Below are 22,915 nucleotides of genomic sequence, written 5' to 3' on the forward strand. Positions count from 1 at the left end.
AATGATTTTAGCTGATGTCAGTATTAAGCGACCTGTTTTTATTACGGTTATTTTCGTAGTCCTCCTGGTAGTTGGTATTCTCTCCTACGATAGGTTGACGGTCAATGATATGCCTCAGGCGGATATACCTTACGTTACAGTAACTGTTGAGCAAAGGGGAGCATCGCCGGAGCAGCTCGAAACTAAGGTGACGAAGCTTGTAGAGGAAGCAGCAGGACAAATTTCCGGAGTAAAGCATATAAGTTCGACTATCACTGAGGGAGTGTCTAATACAGTCCTGGAGTTTTCTATGGATAAATCCGCAGATGTGGCGGTTCAAGAGGTGCGGGATAAAGTCGGCTCCATACGAGGGCAGTTGCCTCAAGAGGTTGAGGAGCCGGTTATTGCCAAATTTGATATGTCTGCCGAAGCTATTTTTTCTCTGGCAGTATCCGGAACAGGAGAAACTGAAGAGTTATCTCAATTAGTCAATGATGTAGTAAAAAAGGGTCTCTATACGGTTAAAGGCGTTGGTGCAGTAAACATCCAAGGTAATACAGAACGGGAAATACATATTCTGCTGGATAAGGAAAAGCTCGCTTCCTTTGGCTTAACTACGTCAGAAGTAGTCAATAGCCTGCAAAGTGATAATCTTGAGATGCAGGGCGGTAAGGTGACGGATGCCAGCACAGAAATATCTCTTAGTACAACCAGTAATATCAATAAGGTTGAGGATTTTAATAATATTCTGATTGCCAAACGGGCCGGATCTGAGATCAGAGTGCGTGATATAGCAGAAGTGACCGATGGAATGAAGGATAGGGAATCTCTCTGCTTTTATCAAGGCAAGCCGGCCATAGGGATTGATATCATCAAACAATCAGGGGCCAATACAGTAGAGGTATCCGAAAACGTTAAAGAAGAATTGGCGCGGATTGCCGGACTGCTGCCTGAAGGAGTAAAGGTTGACATTGTTCGTGATAATTCCCAGGCAGTAAAGGACACGGTCAACAATGTTAATAAAACTGTCCTGGAAGGGTGTATCCTGGCAGTTGCCATTATCTTTCTCTTCTTGAATAAATGGCAAAGCACCTTGACCAGTGCAATTTCTCTTCCTATCTCCATCATTACCACGTTTATTGCCATGAAGCTCATGAATTTTTCCATTAATACCATGTCAATGATGGCCATATCACTTTCCGTCGGACTTCTGATCGATGACGCAATAGTTGTCATAGAAAATATTGAGCGCCATCTGGGTATGGGTAAATCTCCCTTTCAAGCAGCCCAAGATGCTACTTCTGAAATTGGTCTGGCAGTACTTGCCACGTCCCTGTCCGTCGTAGCTGTCTTTCTCCCCGTTGCCCTGGTTAGCGGATTTATAGGGAAAATATTTATTGAGTTTGGCCTGACAGTTGTTTTTAGTATGTTGGTTTCATTGTTCGTTTCCTTTACTCTGGTACCCATGATGTCCGCTAAACTGCTCAAGGCAGAGGATAAAAGGGAAAAAGGGATTATTGGCAAGTTTTTAGGGTGGTTTAACCAAAGGTTTGATAAACTTGCCGGAAATTATTCACAATTACTTAAGGTAGTCCTCCGCCACAGGCTGAAAACCCTGGTCTTGGTTTTCGCTATGTTTGCGGGAAGTATCGCTTTAGTTCCCGGGCTGGGGTTCACCTTTCTTCCTGCCACAGACTTGGGGGAACTTACCATTGATGTGGGGCTGGACTCAGGTTTATCCCTGAAGGCGGCAGGACAAAAAGCTAAGAACCTGGAAAGTATTGCTTTAAAATATCCTGAAGTACGGAGTATGTATACTACAGTAGGAAAGGATCAAGTCTCGATTTTCGTAAAGCTGTCTGATAAAAAGGAACGAAAGGACAGTACCAGAGAGATCGCTGAGAAAATGAGAAACGACTATGAAAAAGTTCCTGGGATAGAGTTGGCCATTTATACAGCTTCAATGGGGTCGGGCACCGCTAAGGATGTCACCTTTAATATCAGGGGAAATGATTACGAACAGATGCAAACTATTGCCCTGGCAGCAAAACAGATGTTGAGGGAAGATCCCAGTGCTCGGGATGTAAGCATTAGTTATAAGGCAGGAAAGCCTAAGCTACAGCTGGATGTGGATCGTGATCAGGCAGCAGATCTGGGAGTCAATCCGGCTGCAGTAGGAGAAACCCTAAATACCCTCTTTGACGGTGTCGCCGTGAGCAAGTTTAATGGAGCAAAAGACCGCTATGATGTGAGGGTTTCCCTGGAAGATGATCAGCGCGTGGACTTAGGCAGCTTGAGCGGGATCTATGTCTCAGGATCAAATGAGCGTATGGTTGCCTTGGATCAGGTGACCCGCAAGGTTTTTGCAACCACCTCTTCCACCCTGCAGAGGTATGACAGGACTGGACAAATTGAACTCTCAGCCAATGTTACAGGGATTTCTACCGATGATTTTTCAGCTTCAAATTTGCAAAAGCTCAATCATGAACTACAGATGCCCAAGGGTATTTCTCTTGTGCTGGCTGATGATCCAATGGGAGATGGCTTTATTGAGCTGGTGATAGCCTTGGGAATGGGGATTCTTTTTATATTCCTGGTTATGGCAGCCCAGTTTGAAAGCTTTATTGATCCGGTAGCGATTATGTTTGCTCTTCCATTGGCTATTATCGGAGCAATACTTGGACTGTTTATTGCCGGCAGTCAGCTAAGCGTCATGTCTTTGATCGGGGTCATTTTGTTGATGGGCCTGGTTGCCAAGAATGCCATTTTGCTTGTTGACTATGCCAGACAGAGGAGAAGCGAAGGAGCAGAAATCAATAAAGCCTTGGTAGAAGCCGGACTGGTAAGGTTGCGTCCCATCGTGATGACGTCTTTGGCTATGATTTTCGGCATGCTGCCTTCAGCATTTACGAAAGCAACCGGCTCGGAGATGTACGCACCAATGGCCCATGCGGTTATTGGAGGATTAATTACTTCAACGATTCTTACATTGTTTGTAGTGCCGGTTATTTACACCTTGTTGGATGATTGCAAAAAAATGTTCCAAAGGGAATCCTCGGCAATTGTTGTAAAAGGGTAAGTTGAAAATATACGGATGTATTAGTATGCTTTTGGCTTAGAGCGCCTGGATTCAGCTGACATCAACGGACAAATAGCGCTCTTTAGTTTCTGCAGAAGCTGAAGGGCGCTTTACTATCACAGCTTATGCTATATAGAAGAAGAGTCGGATATGCAATCTATCCGACTCTTTTGATTTAATGAGTTCTCACATAGCTAGTTTCTAGGGGAAAGGGGATGTTAGACTGCCAAAGACCTTTAACCCAAAATATCCATATGATCCTTGGGAGCGGTTCAGCTTGAAATGGGAACATGGTAATATTTGCGAAGCTAGAAGGGCTATCGAGAAGTATGTCGAATGGCTGTTATAATAAAAATTTTATAAACTATGTCACACTTTAAAAAGTTCGTTGTCTAAAGATACATAAACAAATTTCAGGGAGGTATAAACCGGTGTCAGATACAATCAATGCCCTGGCTGAAAGAGCGATGAATGGGGACAAACACGCACTCGACCAATTAATTCTGGGTATTAAGGGGAGCCGCTGGATATGGAGACCGGATAATTAATATCAGGGATGGTAAGGTTAAAGAGTTTGCAAGTTAAGAGTGGTTTGGCAGGATTCTAACATTTAATGAAGAAATCCCCAAGATAAGAACTTTGATAGACACAGGTGTTTTGACGATGATTTATTGACATGCATGCATAACATAAATAAATGCAGTAATAGCGGGAGGCAAATAAAGTGGACAAGAAAAACATTTTGGTATTAACCGGCAGTCCAAGAAGGAACGGAAATAGTGACAGGATGGCAAATGCTTTTATCCAAGGAGCACTATCAGTTGGACATGAAGTTGTAAAATTTGAAACAGCGAGGAAAGAGATCGGTGGCTGTAAAGCCTGTAAAACATGCTGGAAGAAAGGAAAACCGTGCTCTTTTGATGATGGCTTTAATGAGCTTGCTCCTTTGCTGGAAGCAGCAGATGTCCTCGTTTTTTCCACACCTTTATATTGGTTTGGTTTTCCTGCACAAATAAAAGCTGCTATCGATAAAATGAACGCATATTTGGTTGATAACTGTAAAACCCCTCTGAAAATTAAGGAATGCCTTCTGCTGGTATGCGGGGGAGATGAGGGTATGAAAATATTCGACGGGATAATAACTACCTATAGACAAATTGCCAGCTATATGAAGTGGGAAGAGAAAGGCGTGTTGGCAGTACCGAATGTTAGTGAAAAAGGTGATATTGAAGCAACGGATGCACTTTTAAAAGCAGAAGAGTATGGGAAGTCATTGTAGTAAGGCTCGTAAATAACAGCATAGAATCTCTGGAAAATAGGCTGAGCTTATCAAGAAGATGACTGCGAATTTTGAAGTGATTATTTTACGAATTGAAAAGTGAGTTAAAGAGGCTCATCCGGTTTCAGATGAATAATAAGGAATTAATACTCGAAGAATTCGATGAAGAAATATTTAATGCGTTGGTTGAGATAGGAAATTCTCACGCCAACGCATTTTGTCTTTGAGTTGAAGATCTCAACTATCTAGGTGTCTGCAATATCAATAGGAAACTCGTGCTATAATTTAACATCAATGGGAATAGGAAGTGACATGGATGGGAATCCAAATCGGGGTGGATGGCGGAGGCAGTAAAACAGAGATTGTTGCGCTGGATCAAACGGGTCGAGTGCTTCGTAGCCTGCGCAAGCCAGCGAGCAATTACCATGTGGTTGGGATGGAACAAGCTGTTCAACATATAATAGAGGGGATTGGCGAGGCCTTACAAGAGGAAACACTGGAGGGAATCGGAATCAGTCTTGCCGGTATTGACACCCCGGAGGACTGGAAGATCATGGCTGACGGCCTAAAGAAAAGGTTAATGATCTTAGCCCAGGAAACAATGATCCCCTACCCAGAGGTTCCGGTGGTTCTAGAGAACGATTCCTTTGGGGCTTTAATGTCTGTTAAAGGGGAATTTTCCGGAAATGTTTTGGCGGTGGGAACAGGGGCCGTGGCCTTAGGGGTTAATAATGAAGGGGAAGTTTTTCGCGTAGGCGGATGGGGGTATCTCATCGGGGATCAAGGCAGCGGCTATGATATTGGGCGAAAAGCACTGACAGCAATGGCAGCATCTTTCGATGGGTATGGCCCTAAAAGTTTATTAGAAACTACTATAACTGAGCATTTGAGATTAGCGCAAGTGTATGAAATTAAGGACTGGCTTTACCGGAGTAAACGTACGAACAAAGAAGTTGCGGCTTTGGTTCCGGTTGTTGTTGAAACCGCCAGGATGGGAGATTGCATCTCTCAATCGATTCTTGTTGAGGCCGGCAGGGCTTTAGGGTTACTGACGAGGGCTCTCCTGCGGAAAACAAAAGGTCTGGAGTTGGGGCTGGTTGGTGGGATTAGTTGTATTTGGGAAAGCCTTGAACTATCTTTTCAATCCACGCTTCAAGAGGAGTTTACTGGCCTTCAATTACTCAAGCCTATTTATCCCCCATCCGTTGGAGCGGCTCTCTTGAGCGGAATCAGCCAAGTACGACGGATCATATTTTAAAGAGAAATTTGCCATGAAGGAGGCAGCAGGATGTATTTAATCCCATTGCCAAGCAAGATTACTGTACAGAATGGATTATTTTTGATAGACCACTCTACTGCCATTGTGTTAGATGAGGCACAGGATGATCATGATTTGGAAACGGCAAAGCTATTACAGCAGGAAATCAAAAAGGTTATCGCAATTACACTGCCCATTAAAAAGGTGTTGCCAAATGCAACCCAGCTTAATGAAAACTGTATCTACTTTCGACAGGATGATATGGAAAGTAAAAGTAGTAAAGAAGCCTACTCGCTGACAGTGAAACCCAATAAAATTACCATTGTCGCTTCTTCCAACCGTGGTTTCCTATATGGGGCAGCGACGTTGATTCAGCTATGCAAGATATCCCGTGGGGAAATTAGCTGCGTGGATATTGTCGATGAACCATCCTATTCAAACAGAGGCTATATGCTTGATGTTAGCCGCGGAAGAGTGCCCACTATGGAAAGCCTGAAAGCGCTGGTCGATCGCTTGGCACTGTATAAAATTAATCAACTTCAGTTGTATATGGAAAACTGTTTACGCTTAGATGGCTTTGAGGAAATTTGGTCGCAGACGGATCCTTTTACCCCTGAGGAAATTCTGGAGTTGGATTGTTACTGCAATATAAGAGGGGTTGAGCTGGTACCCTGCGTAGCCACCTTTGGACATTTGTATGATTTACTCCGTTCAGAAAGCTTTGGTAAATACAGAGAAATGGACAACGGGCCGGGAGAGACCTTTACATGGTATAACCGCATGAGATACCACATCCTCAATGTGGCCGACCCCGAAAGCTTTACTCTTATCAAGGGTATTCTGGACCAATACCTACCCTTGTTTCGAAGTGATAAAATAAACATTTGTTGTGATGAAACCTATGATTTGGGCAAAGGGAAAAGTGCTTGTCTGTCTCAGGAAATGGATTACGGAGAGATGTATCTTTTCTATGTCAACCAATTAGTAAGTTATCTGCAAAGCAAAGGCAAAGAGGTGATGATTTGGGGAGATATTATCAAGAGCCATCCTGAGCATCTGGGTAATTTGAACGCACAGGTTACCTGCCTCAATTGGTATTACGACTATGGTGCTAACGAAGAAACTGTGAAAATCTTCTCCGACAAAGGCTTAAAGCAGTATGTATGTCCTAGCGTATCCGGATACAGTCGCTTGGTGAATGCCTATGACATGAGTTTTACCAACATCAGAGAGATGGCGAAGTTAGGGGATCAGTATCATGCGGATGGATTTTTGAATACCGACTGGGGGGATTGCGGTCACATTAATATGCCCGCCCTTGCCATTCCCGGTATGATTTATGGCGCAGCACAAGGCTGGAACGTGAAGGACGACAGGGAGTTTAAAGTCATAGATCAGGCTATTTCCTTGGTAGAATATGGAGACCACAAAGAAAGTCTGGTGGGACTGCTGCGCGAACTTTCACATCAAGACATTATTATTTTTAACAATCTGGCATTTTTCAGGGATTATAAGGTATACAATCAGACCTACACTGATTGTGGAATCTGCCTGTATGATAAAGCTAAAGAAGAAATGATGAAGGTTTCAGAGAATCAACTTAAAACAGCAGTTACCAGATGTGCGGAAATCTTCAATTACCTGAAACAGAATAATATAGGTTCCTATGCAGACCGTCAAGAGGAAATGTTGGAGTATTATCTGGCAGCCCGTGGGGTAGCACTGATGCAGGAATTGACGCTGGTCATTAAAGAACGGGAGTACGGGCAGAATGTACGACCGCTGGATGCTCCTTATGAACTAGCTGGTAAGCTGGAATACTGGCTGATGGATTACTGTGAGGCGTGGAGGACCGGCAGTCGTGAGAGTGAATTGCATCGAATTAAAGAGTTTATTGGGCAAATCTGTTTCATCCTCAGAAAATATGATTCAAAGAACCACAACTAGTGAACTCGAAGCTTAATATCTGTGAGCACGGTTAAATCAGCGTGCAGTTGCAGAATGCTGGAGGGAACCTCTGTGCTCACAGGTCCATTGATGGTTTTGGCCAAAATGTCTCGTTTGCTCTCCCCGCTGACTAGTAAGAGGATTTTTCGCGCTTGCATAATGTTGCCGACCCCCATAGTGACCGCCTGGCGGGGAACGGCGTCAGAATCTGGAAAAAATCGTGTATTTGCCTGAATTGTCGCCGCTGTCAAATCCACAACATGTGTATGAACTTCCATATTATGTGAAGGTTCATTGAAACCAATGTGGCCATTTGGACCTAGACCCAGTATCTGAACATCAATGCCGCCGACCTTCTGTATCGCGTCATCGTACCTGAGACATTCTACTGCTAAATTGGAAACATCTCCCCGAGGGATATTTACATTAACGTTTGGCAAGTCAACTTTACTCCAAAAATGTTCACGCATAAAGAAAGCGTAGCTTTGAGGGTGATCAGCAGTTAAGCCTACATACTCGTCAAGGTTAAAGGTACGGGCTTGAGCAAAGCTAATGATCCCTTCTTGGACAAGCCGGGTCAGATAGTGGTACATGCCGATCGGCGTACTTCCTGTCGGAAGACCCAACACTAGATTCGGGCATACTAAGATTTCACGCGCCACCCAACGAGCGGCCATTTGGCCTAAATTCAAATTATCCTGTGCGTAAATGATTTCCATTTTGCTCCTCCTAGATTACCTTAGTCTCAGAAACTAACCTGCCTTGCAACCATACCTGCTTAATCTCAAAGTCCGATGACAGTCGGATAAACGTTGCTTCCTTGTTGATTTCAAGACTGCCAACCCGGTTATCAATCCCCAAAAGTTTGGCGGGATTTAAGGTTGCATAACGCACAGCTTCGGGCAAGGAGCATCGGAGCTTTTGTACCAATATTTTTAGACCTTGGCGTAAGGGAAAGGCACTACCGGCGATTGTCCCATCGGGCAACAGGGCTTTACCCTGGCGAACAAGGGTCTTTTGTCCCCCAAGTTCGTATTCCCCATCCGGCATACCTACGGCTCGAGTGCCGTCAGATATCAAACAAACTCCTTCGGGCGGTTTATTTCTCAATACCAGTTCAAGCACAGCGGGGTGGATGTGCACCCCATCAGCAATGATCTCTAGAGTAATACTATTATCCAGCAGCGCTTTCGTTAATAGGCCTGGATTACGGTGATGAATTGAGGGCATGGCATTAAACGCATGAGTGATGTGCCGAACACCCCACTCTACTGCCAGTTCCATCTGAGCTAAATCTGCAGCGGTATGTCCGGCAGAGGGGATTAGGCCATGCGCTAGGCAAACCTCAGTAAGGTCTCGTCCATCCGGTCTTTCCGGAGCAAAGGTCAGGATCTTCACGAGACCCGGAAACTCGCGAAGGAGGTTAGCCAAGAATTGTGCACTCCCATCCCCAGCTCCATCCCAAATTAGTTCCCTAGCTTGTGCGCCTCGGAACTCCTCTGCTATAAAGGGACCTTCTAAATGTAGTCCCAAGATTTCCGCGCCCAGGAAGTGACCCTGTTGAAAATCCGCGGTATTTTGCAACACCCTCTTTAGTTTTTCCGGGCGGCATGACATCGTTGTGGGCAAAAAAGCGGTTGTACCTTCTTTAAGCAGAGCCTCAGCTAGGGTCTGCAAACTCTCTGGGGTACCATCCATGACATCGCAGCCACCGGCTCCATGCACATGCGTATCGATTAAACCGGGGATTAAGAGATCCCCTTCCATGTCCCACACTGTTGTTTCCTCAAATGCTTGTTGCGATGCTTCTTCAAAGATCTCCTTCAAAATTCCATCTTGCCAGATTATTCCCCCATAACAAATTCGATCCGGCAGAACTAATGTTGCGCCGCGTAGCAAACCTCGATCCATTCGTATGCCTCCCCAAGTGCCGACACTATTTATTCCCTTGACCAAACATCTTGAGATATTTTAACTAACCGGACTGATTCCGGTCCTTAAAATTCAGGAACATACTTGAGCATATCTATTACACTATCATAACCTTGGACATTATTATCAATCTTTTTGAAATAGTTTAAGTAGAGGCTAATATTGATACTGTTTTTATATGTATGTCACTCAACAATGATTTTAATCTTCGCAGACTAGAGCGTTATCTTTCCATTGCCTGGGATAGTAAAGCAATTCCCGTTATTGTACTAACAAAGGCGGACTTGTGTGATGACTTAGCTCATAAGTGTCACTACAAGCAGGAGTGATGACGGTTATCAGCAGGTTTTAGCATACATCAAGGAGGAATTATGCCACCAATTATTCCTGAGACGCTTCTTGACATCTCCAGACTATTGCAATAGTATAAAGGTATAAACTATTGCAATAGTCTGGAGCGTTTTTATTGGAACAAATCAGATTATTCGATTCCGAACTGCGATTGATGGAGATCATCTGGAGTAAGTCGCATTCGGCGGGACAGCGGTCAAGCAGCGAGTTATGAATATTGTGAGGTATAAGCAATGAAAAAAAGAAGTTTGCAATTATCAATTATCGCAGTACTTATTTCTATTCTGTTATTAACATCAAGTAGCAACCCCGACCCCAATGCTATGCCAAGTGATAAAGATAATGCCGGCAAGCTTTTACTAGATGCCGGTTTCTGGCATACGCTCAGTGGGGTGACAACAAATTATGTTAAGCTCGAGGATATCAACCCGAAGGCTGTTCCTGAAATAAAGCTGGGTATGAATATTGACATTTTGGGAGGTTTTATCGTCCGGGAAACAACGGACGGGATACTTTGTGGATATAAAACTAGTCCTTTGCTGTCTTATGTTTCTTCTGAAGTCCCAAAGAACACGCCAAAAATTCGCAAGCTTGATAAGCAGGGGAATATTTTATGGGATAAACAATACGATTATCTTACAATTTCGGGACAGCTTAATAACCTAGTGGCCTATCCTGATGGAAGTTATGTTTTTTCGGTTCAAACTTATCCTCATTCAAGGGACCGTGATTTAGTTTTTGAAAAAAGCTTGATCATTAAATGCGATAAGGATGGAAGGGAGCTTTGGAAACAGGAGTTTGAGGATTATTCTGGTGATTTACTTCGTTATCTCTATATAACAGAGAGGGAGGAAATTATTGCAGTAGGGCAATGGCTAAGTAATAACGGGAAGCAGACAAGCAATGGAGCAGCTGATATTGTGGTTACAAAGCTCTCCAAGGACGGTAAGGTCTTAGAACAAAAAGGGTTTGGAGGAAATGGTTTTGAGAATCTCAGGTTTGCTCAATATGACAAGGAACTTGGGATCATAATTAATGGTACAACGACATCGAGGGATGGAGATTTCGGGATTAGGGAAGACCTGCCTTACGCTGATTTTGTAGCCTGTCTGGACGAAAACCTTACTTGTAAATGGGTAGTCCAAAGCAAGGAGAAAGAAAGATTCGTCTATGACCAGCTTGCGCTGGCCGATGGTTTTATCTATCTTCTGGGTATTGATCGAGGTAGGGCTGGTATCCCTGCTACAGAAGGATTCCGTAACTATGTTTTAGGGGATGATCAAGGTGTGGGTAGCGCACCTGGTTCACAAGGATTCCTGATTCAGATTGATAAAAGTGGCAACAGAGTGTGGAAAAAATCGCATCTGTATACGGATTGGGGAAGTACGATGTCCAACCTGAAAAATGGGGATATTGTCATTGCTTCAGGACAGCAAAATCAAGGAATCATGCTGATTCTCGATAAAAAGGGTCAGGAAAAGAAAATACTTGAGGATTTAAAGTTTGTTGCCAAGGAGATTATGCCTACTCAGGACGGTGGTTTCATTGTTACAGCAATCAGAGAAATTAAAACTATCCCTCAGCCCGCTTATGTTTCTTCAATTTGGTCGGACACAGAGCTTGTTGTAGTTAAATATAAGAATGATTTTTCGGTAGAATGGCGAAAGACTTATGATCGACATAAAGATATAAAGAGTTTGGACTATGTGTTTCCACTTGAAAACGGAAAGATCATTGTGGAAGGATTGCAAGAATGAATATAACACTTGAAATATACCGTATTAGATAATCCTCTTCCCCTAAAAGTCCAGTAGACGTAAGAATTGTTGCGGCCACAAACAGGGATTTGGAAGTTATGGTTAAAGAAAAAGAGTTTCGTGAGGACTTATATTACAGGCTAAATGTGGTCCCCATTCTTATTCCACCTTTAAGAGATCGTAAAGTAGATATCCTCTCTCTTGCCGCGGTAAAAGACTGTGTGAGCTGTAAACTTGAGTTTGATAGTAATGCTTTACCAATTATAAAAGAAATTGATGATAAAAAAATATTATCTTCAATCAAGAAAAAACTTTTTATTATCACGTCAGCATTATTATTTCTAGGAATTTTTTCGGCATGGACTTAAACAATAAAACATCTTCAAGCTTAATGCTGGCAATAACTATTGTATTTTGTATAGCATTTGTAGGAATACTAATACTTAAATTTGATATAAAAGGGAATAAAAAATGAATAGATTTTTTTCAGGAAAAGCTATTGGTACAATTATTATCTTTGGTCTATTAGGGATTTATTTATTGTTAAAATATGTCCTGCATCTTTTTTAGGGTTTTCTCTACTTTAACATTGTTGGCGCGCCTTTTTACGATAGAGGACGATTTTGTAGCTATTTAGCATAGTAGGAAGGTGTTTAGGATGAAGAATAAAGTCAAAAGCATAAGAAAATTATTAAGAAAAATTTGGATATTATGTGGGATAATTTTTACTATCTTGCTTTTTGTTTCATTTCAAGCTAAAGGCGTCGATAAAACTTTATTGCAAAGCAACGATGCTGTAAAAGTTGTAAATGATTCAATTAAGATAGAATTCACTCCACTAAAAGACTTAAATACTTCTGCTTTACTTTTTTATCCGGGTGGACTTGTCGATCCTAAAGCCTACGTACCTTTGGCAAGGAAAATTTCAGAGAACGGATATAAGGTTATAATTGTAAAACTACCATTTAGAATAGCGTTTCTTGAATCCCAGAAAAATGAACTATTTTCTCTCAGCAAGGAATTAATTCAAAGATATGATGAAGTAAATCATTGGATTGTGGCAGGGCATTCACGAGGAGGAGCGTTAGCAGCAGAATTTGTTAAAGACGAAAATAAACTTATGGATGGCTTAATATTAATGGGTACAACACATCCAAAAGAGTTTGACCTTTCAAATTTAAATATTGATGTAACAAAAATACTTGCGACTAATGACGGGTTAGCAAGTGAAAAGGAAAATATTGAATATGCAAATAATTTGCCAGCTCATACTAATTGGGTAAAAATAGAAGGCGGAAACCATTCGCAGTTTGGTTATTACAGTTTTCAAATAGGCGATAATAAAGCTACTATAAGTAGAGATGAACAACAAATATTATTAGCGAATTCAATAATACAGGTATTGCAAAGAGTAGCGTCTAAATAACTTAAAACAAATCCTATTATATGGAGTCATGTTTCAGCACAAAATTAAAAATTGATGACATGATACCGTATAGGCTGTAAGATGATTAAGTTTTTCATAAATGCTGATGGGCAAGCTAGATTAAAACATGAAAAAGATACCTGTTTATACGGAATGTGTGACCGTATGTACAGTCTGTACAAGATGATAAGCAAGCAGTTATCAAAAGCAACGAGCAAATATTTACGGTATTAATTCCAATGACCTATTCGACGAGCCTATTGGAGTGCCATCAATGACAAACATGCTGGAAGAAAGGAAAACCGTGCCAGACCCAAGCCATTACCATCTTTTGAACGTGATTTGTCGGCCTTATAGAATCTATCAAAAATACGTTGCTTATCTTTATCTGGTATGCCTTTTCCATTATCGGCAATATCAACTCTAATGATTCCATCGCTTTTGTGAAGAGCAACTCTAATAACACCATTTTGATTTGAAAACTTGATGGCATTTTGAATTAGGTTAAGCCATACCTGTTGAAGGAGATGCTCATCCCCCAAGTAGGATATTTTTTCAAGGTCAATATCTAAATTAAGATTTTTCTTTGTCCAATCCCCTTCATTGCCAGAGAGCAGATATTTACCCGATGTCGGGACATCCAGGCAGCCGATAATGTTCATCATGGTAGATTTCCCAGAGCCTGAGGGTCCAAGTATAGATAGGAATTCACCAGAATTGACGGTTAAATTTACGTCATGCAAGACCTCCAGCTCTTCCTCACCCATATAGAAGCTTTTAAAGATATTTTGCATGTTCAGGACTTCAGTCATTAAACGTTACCTCCTGTACCATTTACCCCTCCGCCGGGGAATTCCAATCCTCCGGTTGCTGCAATCTTGGTATAGAGGATGGTTTCTCCGCTCACAATCCCACTTTTAACTTCCACTGTTATACCATCATTAATACCTGTGGTTAATTCTTCTTTGACAACGGTATCATTCTCACCTTGCTTAAGGATATAGGGCTCGTTATACTCGTTAAATTGAATAGCCGTCATAGGCAATGTGACAACTCCACTCACCTGATTACTGATAATCTTTACCTCTGCTGACATGCCATTACGAATACTCTCATTTTTTTCGAGGTCGATTGTCGCGGTGAAGAAGGTCACTCCATTCATAATCTGTCCTTCTTTAGAGATTGAACTGATATTGCCTTTAATTTCTTGGTTGATTGCTCCAATTGTAACAGATGCTTCCTTACCTTTCTCTAAGGCTGCAATGTCGTATTCGTCGACCTTAACTTTGATTTCGAGATTATCATAATCGACAACGTCTAATAATTTAGTTCCCGCCATCACTTGGGCATCTTCTTCTACGTTAATGTTAACAATTTCTCCACTGATTTTAGATTTTAGTTCTTCTCCGGCTGTGGTTTTAATTAAGACGGTTCCTTCTTTAACGACATCTCCCTCGTTGACTAAAATTTCAGAGGCTTGCATGACCTTTTCTGAAGTGACGGTTTGACGATCTTTGGTTTCAACATTTCCAGAAAAGGAATAGTAGGTTGTAATGTCTCCCGTTTTAGCAACGACGCTTTCATAGGGTGACGGTGTTGGTTTCATGAGAAAGGTCAAGGCTACCCCCGCAACAGCCGCCACGATAACCCCCGTAACAATCCATTTAAGGTTTGATTTTCTTTTCTTAGTCATTTATTTATACCCTCCAATATATTTTCTCGAACCCACGAACATCATCTTAACCTTGTTGTATGAACTCAATATGAACTATAACTTAGAAAATTTATGAGAATTATCCATTTCAAATCAGTTCTTTTCTAGTTACCACCCATTTATGGACTAATTCGTCCTTAAGCCCATGAATATGAATAGGCTTGCTTTTTATTTTAGGATTTTAGAGATGATCCTTGGAGAGGTTCTAATACTGCGGATAAATGAGGACCAATGGTTGGTCAGCTACCAGAGCTTTAGGGTGGAATAATTGATTACCCATCGTCAAAGACTATTCAGAATGAATTTGTGTGAGAGGGTTATAAAGGAGAGCAATATGAAAGCTATTACATTTCAAGGTGTTCAAAACGTGGAGGTACGGACTGTTGAAGACCCCAAAATTGTCAAAGAGGATGATATTATTGTTAAAGTAACCTCCACAACGATATGTGGGTCAGATTTGCATTTAATTCGTGGCAGAATTCCTAAAATGCCGAAGGGTTTTATTATTGGGCATGAGGCTATGGGGGTCGTTGAAGAGACCGGTAAGGAGGTTAATAAGGTCAAGAAAGGTGACCGGGTCATTGTGCCTTTCCCTGTGGCTTGTGGACACTGTTGGTATTGCAATCACGATTTGTGGAGTCAATGCGATAATTCCAACGAGCACGGTGAAGTAGGAGGAATATTTGGCTATAGCGAACTCATGGGTGGATATGATGGCGGTCAAGCCGAATATCTGAGGGTACCTTATGCCAATGTTGGCCCTAGGACCATTCCCGAAGAGCTCACGGACGAACAGGTGCTCTTTTTAACAGATATTCTCCCAACCTCTTATTGGGGAGTTGAAAACGGGGGCGTGAAGAGTGGTGATACGGTTGTCATTTTAGGGTGTGGTCCTGTGGGTTTACTGGCTCAAAAATGGGCAGCTTACATGGGAGCCGGTAGAATTATTGCAGTCGATAATCTTGACTATCGGCTTAATCATGCCAGGAAGTTTAATAAGGTGGAAACCCTGAATTTTAAGAATCATGATAATACCGGAGAATTTATCAAAGAGATCACTCATGGTGGAGCAGATGTTGTGATAGATTGTGTAGGCATGGATGGAGAAATGTCCACTGTTGAAAAGCTTGAGACTGCCTTGAAAATCCAGGGCGGTTCCAAGTCTGCCATTGAAATTGCCTCTCAAGCTGTACGCAAAGGGGGAACAGTATCTGTTGTCGGGGTATATGGTGCCAGATATAACAACTTCCCATTTGGAGATTTTTTTTCGAGAAACATAACTTTAAAGATGGGCCAATGTCCTGCGCATTCCTACATAGATCGGATTTTAGATTTAATCAAACTGCATAAATTTGATGCTACCGACATTATTACTCACAGAATGTCGCTGCATGATGGGAAAAAGGCTTATGAATTGTTTGACCAGAAGCTGGATGATTGTATTAAGGTAGTCTTAAAGCCGTAATCTGCGAAGAGTGTGCACTAATACTCTTCGCTTACGAAAATATCTCGGAAAAGTATTAGCGAGTCTGTAAACAAGAAAGGGGACGCCTGTGGAAAATCAAGAGTTACCTGGAGCTATCAACGATAAGCTTGGTTTAATTCCACATCAAGTGATGCCGGAGAATCTGGAAATCACCCATTAACAGTGTTATGACCCGGATAACTCCCAATGAACGTTTTATGCTCGCAACCATTTACCATATCCTACGATTCAGTTAGAGTCGTGGGCTTTGGTATGGGGAGGAGAAGTGGAAAAACCCTTGAATTTTACTTACGAGCAACTCAAACAAATGCCGATGATTGAACGATATGTAACCATTGAATGCTCAGGTAATAAACGGGCTTTGCTAACCTCACCCACACCAGGTGAGCAATGGCAGACCGGGGCAGTCGGTAATGCCAAATGGACAGGAGTTCCGTTAGCTTATCTGCTGGATCAGGTCAAAGTGAAGGCATCGGCAGTTGAGTTGGTTTTCACAGGGTTTGATTCAGGCCTTCGACCGGATATGGATCGTCCGGTTAATTTTGAGCGCAGCCTCCCTATGGACAAAGCTCTCCTTAACGAATGCATTTTGGCCTTAAAAATGAATGATGAACCGATTCCTCATAAACATGGCTTCCCCTTACGCTTGATCGTCCCCGGTTGGTACGGCATGGCTCATGTTAAATGGGTCTCTCAAATCACGGCGACCTCACTTCCCTTTAAAGGACCCTTCCAGGCCATCGACTATGTCTATCTCACTAACGAAGGGGATTATAGTAATGCTGGAGTATCCGGTCAGTTTCACGGTACCTGGCGATTATACCTTGCTGGCCCGCGCTGAAGATAGTAACGGTCATAGCCAACCAATGGCAACACCATGGAATGCAAAGGGGTATGGGAACAATTTCGTCCATAGAATCACAATGACAGTGCCTCAAATTCTTCATTAAATATTCCTACAAGGAGACCTCTCGGGCCGCTAAGGCTCGAGAGGTCTCCTTGTAGGAATAATATGCATTTTCTGACCTGTTTTTTTAGGGCTTTTATAGATGACATTTGATTACTTTTTAGGAGTGGTGAAAAAATAATGGATTCCTTATGAAAGAAATATTAACTTCCTACTGTTATCAGTAACAGGGTTGGCAAACTTAAACCGTATTTGCATTCTGCTCTTGAATTGGATATTCGAAATTATGGAGAACATTATGAGCGTTTCTGATTGGGAAACCATTTTATGTGGTTTTTTTAATGGTATTAGACATTAGTCCGACTGTAACAGAATGAGGAGAATTATGTAAATTGCCTATCTACCAATTTTAGTAGTATAATAAAAGTAAAGAAAGTAAAGAAGTAAAGAATAGAAAGGTGGTTCCTCTATGGAAATATCAAGGATTAGTTCCAAAGGACAGGTTACGATTCCGAAGACCATTCGAGACCTGTTGAAATTAAACGAAGGTGATAGGGTCGCATTCTTAGAGGACAACGGCAAGGTTGTAATTACGAAGGCTAGTCTAATTGCCTTGCGTGAATTACAAGATGCCCTGGGTACAGAGGCACAACAGAAAGGTATTACCGAACAAGACCTTCTTAATGAACTGGAAGTAGTTCGAGAGGAAATGTGGAATGAGCAGAAAAAGTAATGCCTTACGCGTATTCGTTGATTCGAATATCCTGATATCCGCTGTGTTATCAGAATCATCAATAGCAAATAAGCTTCTGACTTTGCTCTTATTATCCTATGCGCCTTGTCCGGGGTTTAATGATGACAAAATAAGGGCAAAACCGTAAAGTGCCTAGGCGCTGACGGTTTTGTCCTAATTTTTGTCACAAGTGAGGGATTGAATCCATAGGCTATGGGTAAGGTTGTTCGAATCCGTCTTGTCTTATGGGAGCTTTTCCTCTGGAAAAGCTGATAATAAGCAAAGGAGCTCGAAAATCATGGTAATTGGAATAACCGAGATAACCGAGATAACCGAGCGGACGCCACAGATTATTAACAGTATTAAAGACTATACAGGCAGAATGCTACTTTACAGCTCCGTGGAGATCGGACGGCGTATGACGGAGGCCAAATCCATGGTTGAGCATGGAGAATGGGGAAAGTGGCTGGAGAACTCGGTGAGTTACTCCCAAAGTACGGCCAATAAACTGATGCGCCTCCATGAAGAGTATGGGGCCAAGCTCAGCGCCGGACAGGACAGTTCAAATTCGGAATCGATTCCGAATTTGAGTTACACCCAGGCGATTATCCTCCTGGGAATTCCCGAGGAGGAACGGGAGTCCTTCAACGAGAATTTCCCACTGGATAACTCAACGATTTTCTTTACTATTGCCAGACCCGAGCCATTACCATCCTTTGAACGTGATTCGTCAGCCTTATAGAATCTATCAAAAATACGTAGCTTATCTTTATCTGAGATGCCTTTTCCATTATCCGCAATATCTACTCTAATGTTTCCGGCGCTTTTGTGAAGAGCAATTCTATGACTTGAGCCCCGGTTTTTTGATCTAAAGCACCGGTCGGTTCGTCGACCAGCAGAATCGTCGGTTCAGTAACCAGGCAACAGAATTTGCTCATACCTCCGACCGTGGAGTTGATATCATAGGTCGTCGTTTTAGTGCAGACCCCTGCGTGTTGCGCTCTATTGGAGAATGAAAAAATTATTAGAACGTATTATAGCAATAAAGAACGACCTCTAAGTTGGAGGCCGTTCTTTATTGTTGAAGTGAACCATAGATGGTTGAGAGTAGTTCGAATATTCGACATTACATACTATTAGTATGTTTAAAATAATGAACATTTAAGAATGGGTTCTAAAGGTAGAAAATCATGCTTTAATTACGTATTAACTTTTAAAGAGTTGTGCTATAATTATTTAGTTATATAGAGAGATTAATGAAAGGCTATATGATTCTAATACTTTATACTACTTTTGGACAATGGTTAGGAGGGACCGATGATCGCATTTACAGATTTTAAATGCCCCCAAGGGTCAGATGCCAGCGGTTTTACAGAGGAAGTGGTGAAAAAGGTTGGGTTGCCTTTTCCTGAAGCTTATACATATGGAGAAGGGATAGCAAAGATTGCTTGCACAGTGCGGGAAGCAGAAGGAGGCGCCCTCAGTATGGTGCCTTTCTGTCATACTGTGGAAGCGGAGAACTATGGCGGCAATATCAAGCTGGGAACGGCGAAGATTGGACCGCGTTGCGAAGCACCGGTGTACAGAGATGAAGAAGATTTGTTGGGGTTAACCGATCTGGATTTTGAGAAAGGTCGATTAAAAGAAACCCTGGCAGCCGTTAAAATACTTAAAGCATCAAGGGAAACCGTTGGCATCCAGATCTGTGGTCCAATGACCACCTTGAATAATTTAATGGATGTCGGTAAACTCTTTAAGATTTGGAGAAAAAAGCCGGAAGTGCTTGAAACAGTAGTAGAGAAGATGCGCCTCCAGCTGTTACGTTATATCGAAAAGTCCCTAGAAGCTGGAGTGGATTTCATTGCCTTTGAAGATCCGGTAGGAGGACTCAATATCCTCGGACCAAAATATTTTGAACAGCAGGGTCATCATTTTTCAAAACCATTTATAGAAGAATCACTAAAATTAATTGGAGGACGGGTAGTAATGCATCTCTGTCCCAAGGCCTCTCTTCAGTTAGTAGCGCTGGGAATGGCTGAGTGGGAAAGCTACACATTGCCAAAGCCCATGTCCTATGCCCAAGCCTGTTTGGAACTTCGCGGTAAAGTTAAACTGGTAGGTAATGCTTGTATCCATAACCGTAATCTTGTCCTTAAAGATGGTCAGATCAAGACGTTAAAGCTTCTGACACCTTAATATCGAATAAATAGGAATAATAAGGAGGAATTGTTATGCATGAACAAGACCAAATGACGCCCAATGAACGGCTTCAAGCTTTCATTAAAGGGGAAAAAATGGATCGCATTCTTGCAATGCCGATCTTAGTTTCCATCTCACACAGAGTGGCGGGGATAACTCATCGAGAAAAACGTGCTTCGGCGGAACTGCAGGCCCAGTCGCAAATCGATTGTTATAAGCGTTATGGGAATGATCTCATGATTATCGAATATGGCCTTCACGGCGTAGGAACCGCACTGGGGTCAGAAATGAATGATCCTGAGGATAGTCTGCCTGCCATTGTGCATCACGTTTTGCAAGACCTTAAAGATATCGACCAACTGGATTTTGACAAGACAAAAAAAGAAAATGATCCTTGGTTTGCGAAAACTTTAGAGGCTTGTGAAATCTGTCAAGAAAAGATGGGCCGGGAGATCCCGACAGGCGTTCTGATTACAGGTCCTTTTACAGCCGTATCAAGTATCTATCCCACTGAAAATCTTTTAAGGGCAACCCGTAAAGATCCGGCATCTATCCACCGGCTCCTTCGCCTGTGTACCGATGCCCTTAAAGATATTTATAAAGAATATATCCAGCGGGGAATCATCATTGTTATGTGTGATCCGATAGCATCGGGTACGCTCCTCAGAAAAAGCCAATATATAGAATTCGTAAAGCCCTATGCAACTGAACTTATGAACCATATTCATGAATTGGGGGGGATGTGTTGCTATCATATATGTGGTAATACGACCAAGATTGTAATGGACATGGTGGATACAGGACCGGATATGCTCAGCATTGATAACCTTGTGGACTTGGAATATGTGAAAGGACAAGTGGGAAAACGTTTACCCATACTGGGCAATGTACCCCCTGTAGATGTGCTTATGCTGGGCTCTAGATCGGATATTTTCGAATCCGTAAAAACCTGCATCCTCAAGGGTAAAGACAGCCCAAAAGGCTATATCGTCGCTTCCGGCTGTGATATTACGCAAAATGTTCCTGTTGAAAATATTGACTATATGATGGAAGCGGTTCGCAAATATGGACGCTACCCCATTGATGAAAATTAATAGAAATAATTTAGAAGGTAAGGTGAAGGATATGGCTAAGTCAAAAGAAGAGTTATTACAACAATTATCCGATTGTGTATTTGAAATGGAAGATGAAAATGCAGCAGATGCAGCCAAGGAATATATTGATGCAGGCTACGAAGCACTTGACGGGGTCCTTAAAGGTCTTGTAGATGGGATGAACCGCGCTGGTCAAATGTATGAAGAAGAAGAGTATTTCGTTACCGATCTTTTGGTGTGTTCAGATGCTATGTATAATGGTCTGGAAGTTTTAAGACCTCATCTGCCTCTGGACCAGGATGCTGACGCTGTCAACTATAAATGTGTTATCGGCGTGGTAGAAGGGGATACCCATGATATCGGCAAAAACCTTGTGCGAATTATGCTCGAGACGGCAGGGTTTGAAATGTATGACTTGGGCAGAGATGTTTCCCTGATAAGTTTCGTCGAAAAAGCAAAGGAAGTGGATGCGCAGCTAATTTGTCTTTCCACTTTGATGACGACCACCATGCCAGGTATGAAAGAAGTCGTGGAGATGTTGGAAAAAGAAGGACTTAAAGACAAGGTAAAAGTTATGATCGGCGGTGGACCTATTTCCCAGGCTTATTGTGATCAAATCAACGCTGATGGTTATGCTGTCAATGCCATTGGGGCAGTTACCTTGGCGAAAGAATTAGTGGGAATGGCTTAGAACATAGGACAGAAAGGAAGTACCCATGAATTCTAAAGAAAGACTTTTAAAAGCTCTAAAGGGTGAGGATACGGATCGCTCCCCTTGTATTTGCCCGGGTGGTATGATGAATATGGTGGTCACTGCCTTGATGGAAAAGGCAAATATCCACTGGCCGGAAGCGCATACAGATCCTATCAAAATGGCAGGGTTAGCCAAGGCTGTGTATGATTATGGTTGTTTCGAAAATTATGGCGTGCCCTTCTGTATGACTATCGAAGCAGAACAGATGGGTGCCGTAGTGGACTTAGGTTCTACTGTCTATGAACCCCATGTCACAGGCTATGTCATCGATAATCTTTCTGAATGGGGTAAATTACCACGTTTAGACCCCTATGGCAAACGTGCAAAAATAGTGCTAGATGCCATTAAAATTCTGAAAAAAGATGATAATCGCGTGCCTATTATCGGCAATCTCTCAGGACCCGTAAGTGTTGCTGCTTCTCTGATTGAACCGGTAGATTACTATAAGGGGTTAAGACGCCATAGAGAAGATGCGCATGCTTTTATGAGTTTTGTCACTGAAGGGCTCATTAGTTTTGGCAAGGCTCAGATCGAAGCAGGAGCAGATGTGATAGCTATCTCTGACCCCAGTGGCACAGGGGAAATCTTAGGACCCCGTTTATTTGACGAATATGTGGTGACCTATGTAAATCAGTTGATTGATGGGCTCCACGAGATCAATCCGGAACTGCCAATCATCGTGCACATCTGCGGACAAATGCATAAAGTTTATCAAGAACTGAATAAAATTCGTGCCGATGCTCATAGCTTCGACTCTATTGTCAGCATCAAAGAGTCGAAAAAAGTGATGCCCGGTAAGATTATGATTGGTAATGTAAGTACCTATGCTCTGGAGTTTGCTGATGCAGATCGCATTCGCGTTTTGACCCAAAAGGTGATGGATGATGGGTCGGATATCATCGCGCCTGCTTGTGGTCTGGGAACTAAGTCTTCTCTGGAAAATATACAGGCGATGTTACAAATCGTTCAGCAAAGTAGTCATGAAGCTTAGAATTTTGAGGGCTTCGTATTGGAAGACGA

The 22,915-nt window shown here is 42.3% G+C and carries 18 protein-coding genes and 4 pseudogenes; 16 read left to right on the top strand and 6 right to left on the bottom strand.

Going from position 1 to position 22,915, the window contains the following annotated elements; genetic code table 11:
- Position 1 precedes the first annotated feature (1 nt).
- The 4 genes from BUB11_RS24145 (at position 2) to BUB11_RS24160 (ending at position 7,542) form a co-directional block, all read left to right on the top strand.
- Complete coding sequence (locus tag BUB11_RS24145) at positions 2 to 3,058, top strand: efflux RND transporter permease subunit (RefSeq protein WP_073032934.1); 3,057 nt, start codon at positions 2 to 4, stop codon at positions 3,056 to 3,058.
- 724 nt (positions 3,059 to 3,782) lie between these two features.
- Positions 3,783 to 4,337, top strand: coding sequence for a flavodoxin family protein (locus BUB11_RS24150; protein WP_073032936.1), 555 nt, complete (start codon positions 3,783 to 3,785; stop codon positions 4,335 to 4,337).
- Positions 4,338 to 4,653: 316 nt separating this feature from the next.
- Positions 4,654 to 5,595 (top strand): N-acetylglucosamine kinase, encoded by a 942-nt coding sequence (locus tag BUB11_RS24155; RefSeq protein WP_073032940.1) that lies wholly within the window; start codon positions 4,654 to 4,656, stop codon positions 5,593 to 5,595.
- Positions 5,596 to 5,625: 30 nt separating this feature from the next.
- Positions 5,626 to 7,542, top strand: a complete 1,917-nt coding sequence (locus BUB11_RS24160; RefSeq protein ID WP_073032942.1) for a beta-N-acetylhexosaminidase — start codon at positions 5,626 to 5,628, stop codon at positions 7,540 to 7,542.
- On the opposite strand, the gene nagB is transcribed toward BUB11_RS24160, so the two are convergent.
- Positions 7,539 to 8,261, bottom strand: coding sequence for a glucosamine-6-phosphate deaminase (nagB, locus tag BUB11_RS24165; RefSeq protein ID WP_073032944.1), 723 nt, complete (start codon positions 8,259 to 8,261; stop codon positions 7,539 to 7,541). The genes BUB11_RS24160 and nagB overlap by 4 nt on opposite strands.
- A gap of 10 nt (positions 8,262 to 8,271) precedes the next feature.
- A complete protein-coding gene (gene nagA / locus BUB11_RS24170; RefSeq protein ID WP_073032946.1) occupies positions 8,272 to 9,453 on the bottom strand; it encodes an N-acetylglucosamine-6-phosphate deacetylase in 1,182 nt (393 codons plus the stop codon).
- Positions 9,454 to 9,623: 170 nt separating this feature from the next.
- Between nagA and rsgA the strand changes: the two are divergent.
- The 4 genes and pseudogenes from rsgA to BUB11_RS24190 form a co-directional block, all read left to right on the top strand.
- Positions 9,624 to 9,834 (top strand): annotated as a pseudogene (gene rsgA, locus BUB11_RS24175) (GTPase RsgA); the annotation flags it as partial.
- 224 nt (positions 9,835 to 10,058) lie between these two features.
- The gene (locus BUB11_RS24180) at positions 10,059 to 11,582 is read left to right on the top strand and encodes a hypothetical protein (RefSeq protein WP_073032947.1); all 1,524 of its coding nucleotides are present in this window, start codon (positions 10,059 to 10,061) and stop codon (positions 11,580 to 11,582) included.
- 53 nt (positions 11,583 to 11,635) lie between these two features.
- Positions 11,636 to 11,788: pseudogene (locus tag BUB11_RS27270) on the top strand (sigma 54-interacting transcriptional regulator); the annotation flags it as partial.
- Between the two features lie 452 nt (positions 11,789 to 12,240).
- The gene (locus BUB11_RS24190) at positions 12,241 to 13,008 is read left to right on the top strand and encodes an alpha/beta hydrolase (protein WP_073032949.1); all 768 of its coding nucleotides are present in this window, start codon (positions 12,241 to 12,243) and stop codon (positions 13,006 to 13,008) included.
- Between the two features lie 257 nt (positions 13,009 to 13,265).
- Here BUB11_RS24190 and BUB11_RS24195 read toward each other — a convergent pair whose 3' ends face one another.
- Positions 13,266 to 13,820: an ATP-binding protein gene (locus tag BUB11_RS24195; protein ID WP_073032952.1), complete on the bottom strand. Its 555-nt coding sequence runs from the start codon at positions 13,818 to 13,820 to the stop codon at positions 13,266 to 13,268.
- Complete coding sequence (locus BUB11_RS24200) at positions 13,820 to 14,701, bottom strand: efflux RND transporter periplasmic adaptor subunit (protein WP_073032954.1); 882 nt, start codon at positions 14,699 to 14,701, stop codon at positions 13,820 to 13,822. The genes BUB11_RS24195 and BUB11_RS24200 overlap by 1 nt, the downstream gene beginning before the upstream one ends.
- A 355-nt stretch (positions 14,702 to 15,056) precedes the next feature.
- Here BUB11_RS24200 and BUB11_RS24205 point away from each other — a divergent pair, with 355 nt between their 5' ends.
- The 4 genes and pseudogenes from BUB11_RS24205 to BUB11_RS24225 all read left to right on the top strand — a co-directional run.
- On the top strand, positions 15,057 to 16,187 hold the full coding sequence (locus tag BUB11_RS24205; RefSeq protein ID WP_073032959.1) for a zinc-dependent alcohol dehydrogenase: 1,131 nt from the start codon (positions 15,057 to 15,059) through the stop codon (positions 16,185 to 16,187).
- A gap of 286 nt (positions 16,188 to 16,473) precedes the next feature.
- Positions 16,474 to 17,049 carry a molybdopterin-dependent oxidoreductase gene (locus BUB11_RS24210; RefSeq protein WP_242947736.1) on the top strand — a complete coding sequence of 192 codons (576 nt, stop codon included), beginning with the start codon at positions 16,474 to 16,476 and terminating at the stop codon, positions 17,047 to 17,049.
- A 535-nt stretch (positions 17,050 to 17,584) separates the two neighbouring features.
- On the top strand, positions 17,585 to 17,848 hold the full coding sequence (locus BUB11_RS24215; RefSeq protein WP_073032961.1) for an AbrB/MazE/SpoVT family DNA-binding domain-containing protein: 264 nt from the start codon (positions 17,585 to 17,587) through the stop codon (positions 17,846 to 17,848).
- Positions 17,849 to 18,146: 298 nt separating this feature from the next.
- Positions 18,147 to 18,494, top strand: a pseudogene (locus BUB11_RS24225) (DUF3102 domain-containing protein); the annotation flags it as partial.
- Here the strand turns inward: BUB11_RS24225 and BUB11_RS24230 are convergent.
- Together BUB11_RS24230 and BUB11_RS27275 are read right to left on the bottom strand one after the other, a co-directional pair.
- Entirely contained in the window at positions 18,440 to 18,688 is a 249-nt protein-coding gene (locus BUB11_RS24230; protein ID WP_084110537.1) for an ATP-binding protein, read from the bottom strand. The pseudogene BUB11_RS24225 and the gene BUB11_RS24230 sit on opposite strands and share 55 nt — an antisense overlap.
- Positions 18,685 to 18,768: pseudogene (locus tag BUB11_RS27275) on the bottom strand (macrolide ABC transporter ATP-binding protein); the annotation flags it as partial. The gene BUB11_RS24230 and the pseudogene BUB11_RS27275, both read right to left, overlap by 4 nt.
- A 397-nt stretch (positions 18,769 to 19,165) precedes the next feature.
- On the opposite strand from BUB11_RS27275, the gene BUB11_RS24235 reads away from it, so the two are divergent.
- The 4 genes from BUB11_RS24235 to BUB11_RS24250 are packed head-to-tail and all read left to right on the top strand — an operon-like array spanning position 19,166 to position 22,886.
- Positions 19,166 to 20,044, top strand: a complete 879-nt coding sequence (locus BUB11_RS24235; protein WP_073032963.1) for a uroporphyrinogen decarboxylase family protein — start codon at positions 19,166 to 19,168, stop codon at positions 20,042 to 20,044.
- A gap of 35 nt (positions 20,045 to 20,079) precedes the next feature.
- Positions 20,080 to 21,141 (top strand): uroporphyrinogen decarboxylase family protein, encoded by a 1,062-nt coding sequence (locus tag BUB11_RS24240; RefSeq protein ID WP_073032964.1) that lies wholly within the window; start codon positions 20,080 to 20,082, stop codon positions 21,139 to 21,141.
- Between the two features lie 31 nt (positions 21,142 to 21,172).
- Complete coding sequence (locus BUB11_RS24245) at positions 21,173 to 21,832, top strand: corrinoid protein (protein WP_073032990.1); 660 nt, start codon at positions 21,173 to 21,175, stop codon at positions 21,830 to 21,832.
- 25 nt (positions 21,833 to 21,857) lie between these two features.
- Positions 21,858 to 22,886 (top strand): uroporphyrinogen decarboxylase family protein, encoded by a 1,029-nt coding sequence (locus BUB11_RS24250; protein ID WP_073032967.1) that lies wholly within the window; start codon positions 21,858 to 21,860, stop codon positions 22,884 to 22,886.
- The last annotated feature ends 29 nt before the right edge of the window (positions 22,887 to 22,915 follow it).

This window comes from Desulfosporosinus lacus DSM 15449 (genome assembly GCF_900129935.1).
Taxonomy (GTDB): domain Bacteria; phylum Bacillota; class Desulfitobacteriia; order Desulfitobacteriales; family Desulfitobacteriaceae; genus Desulfosporosinus; species Desulfosporosinus lacus.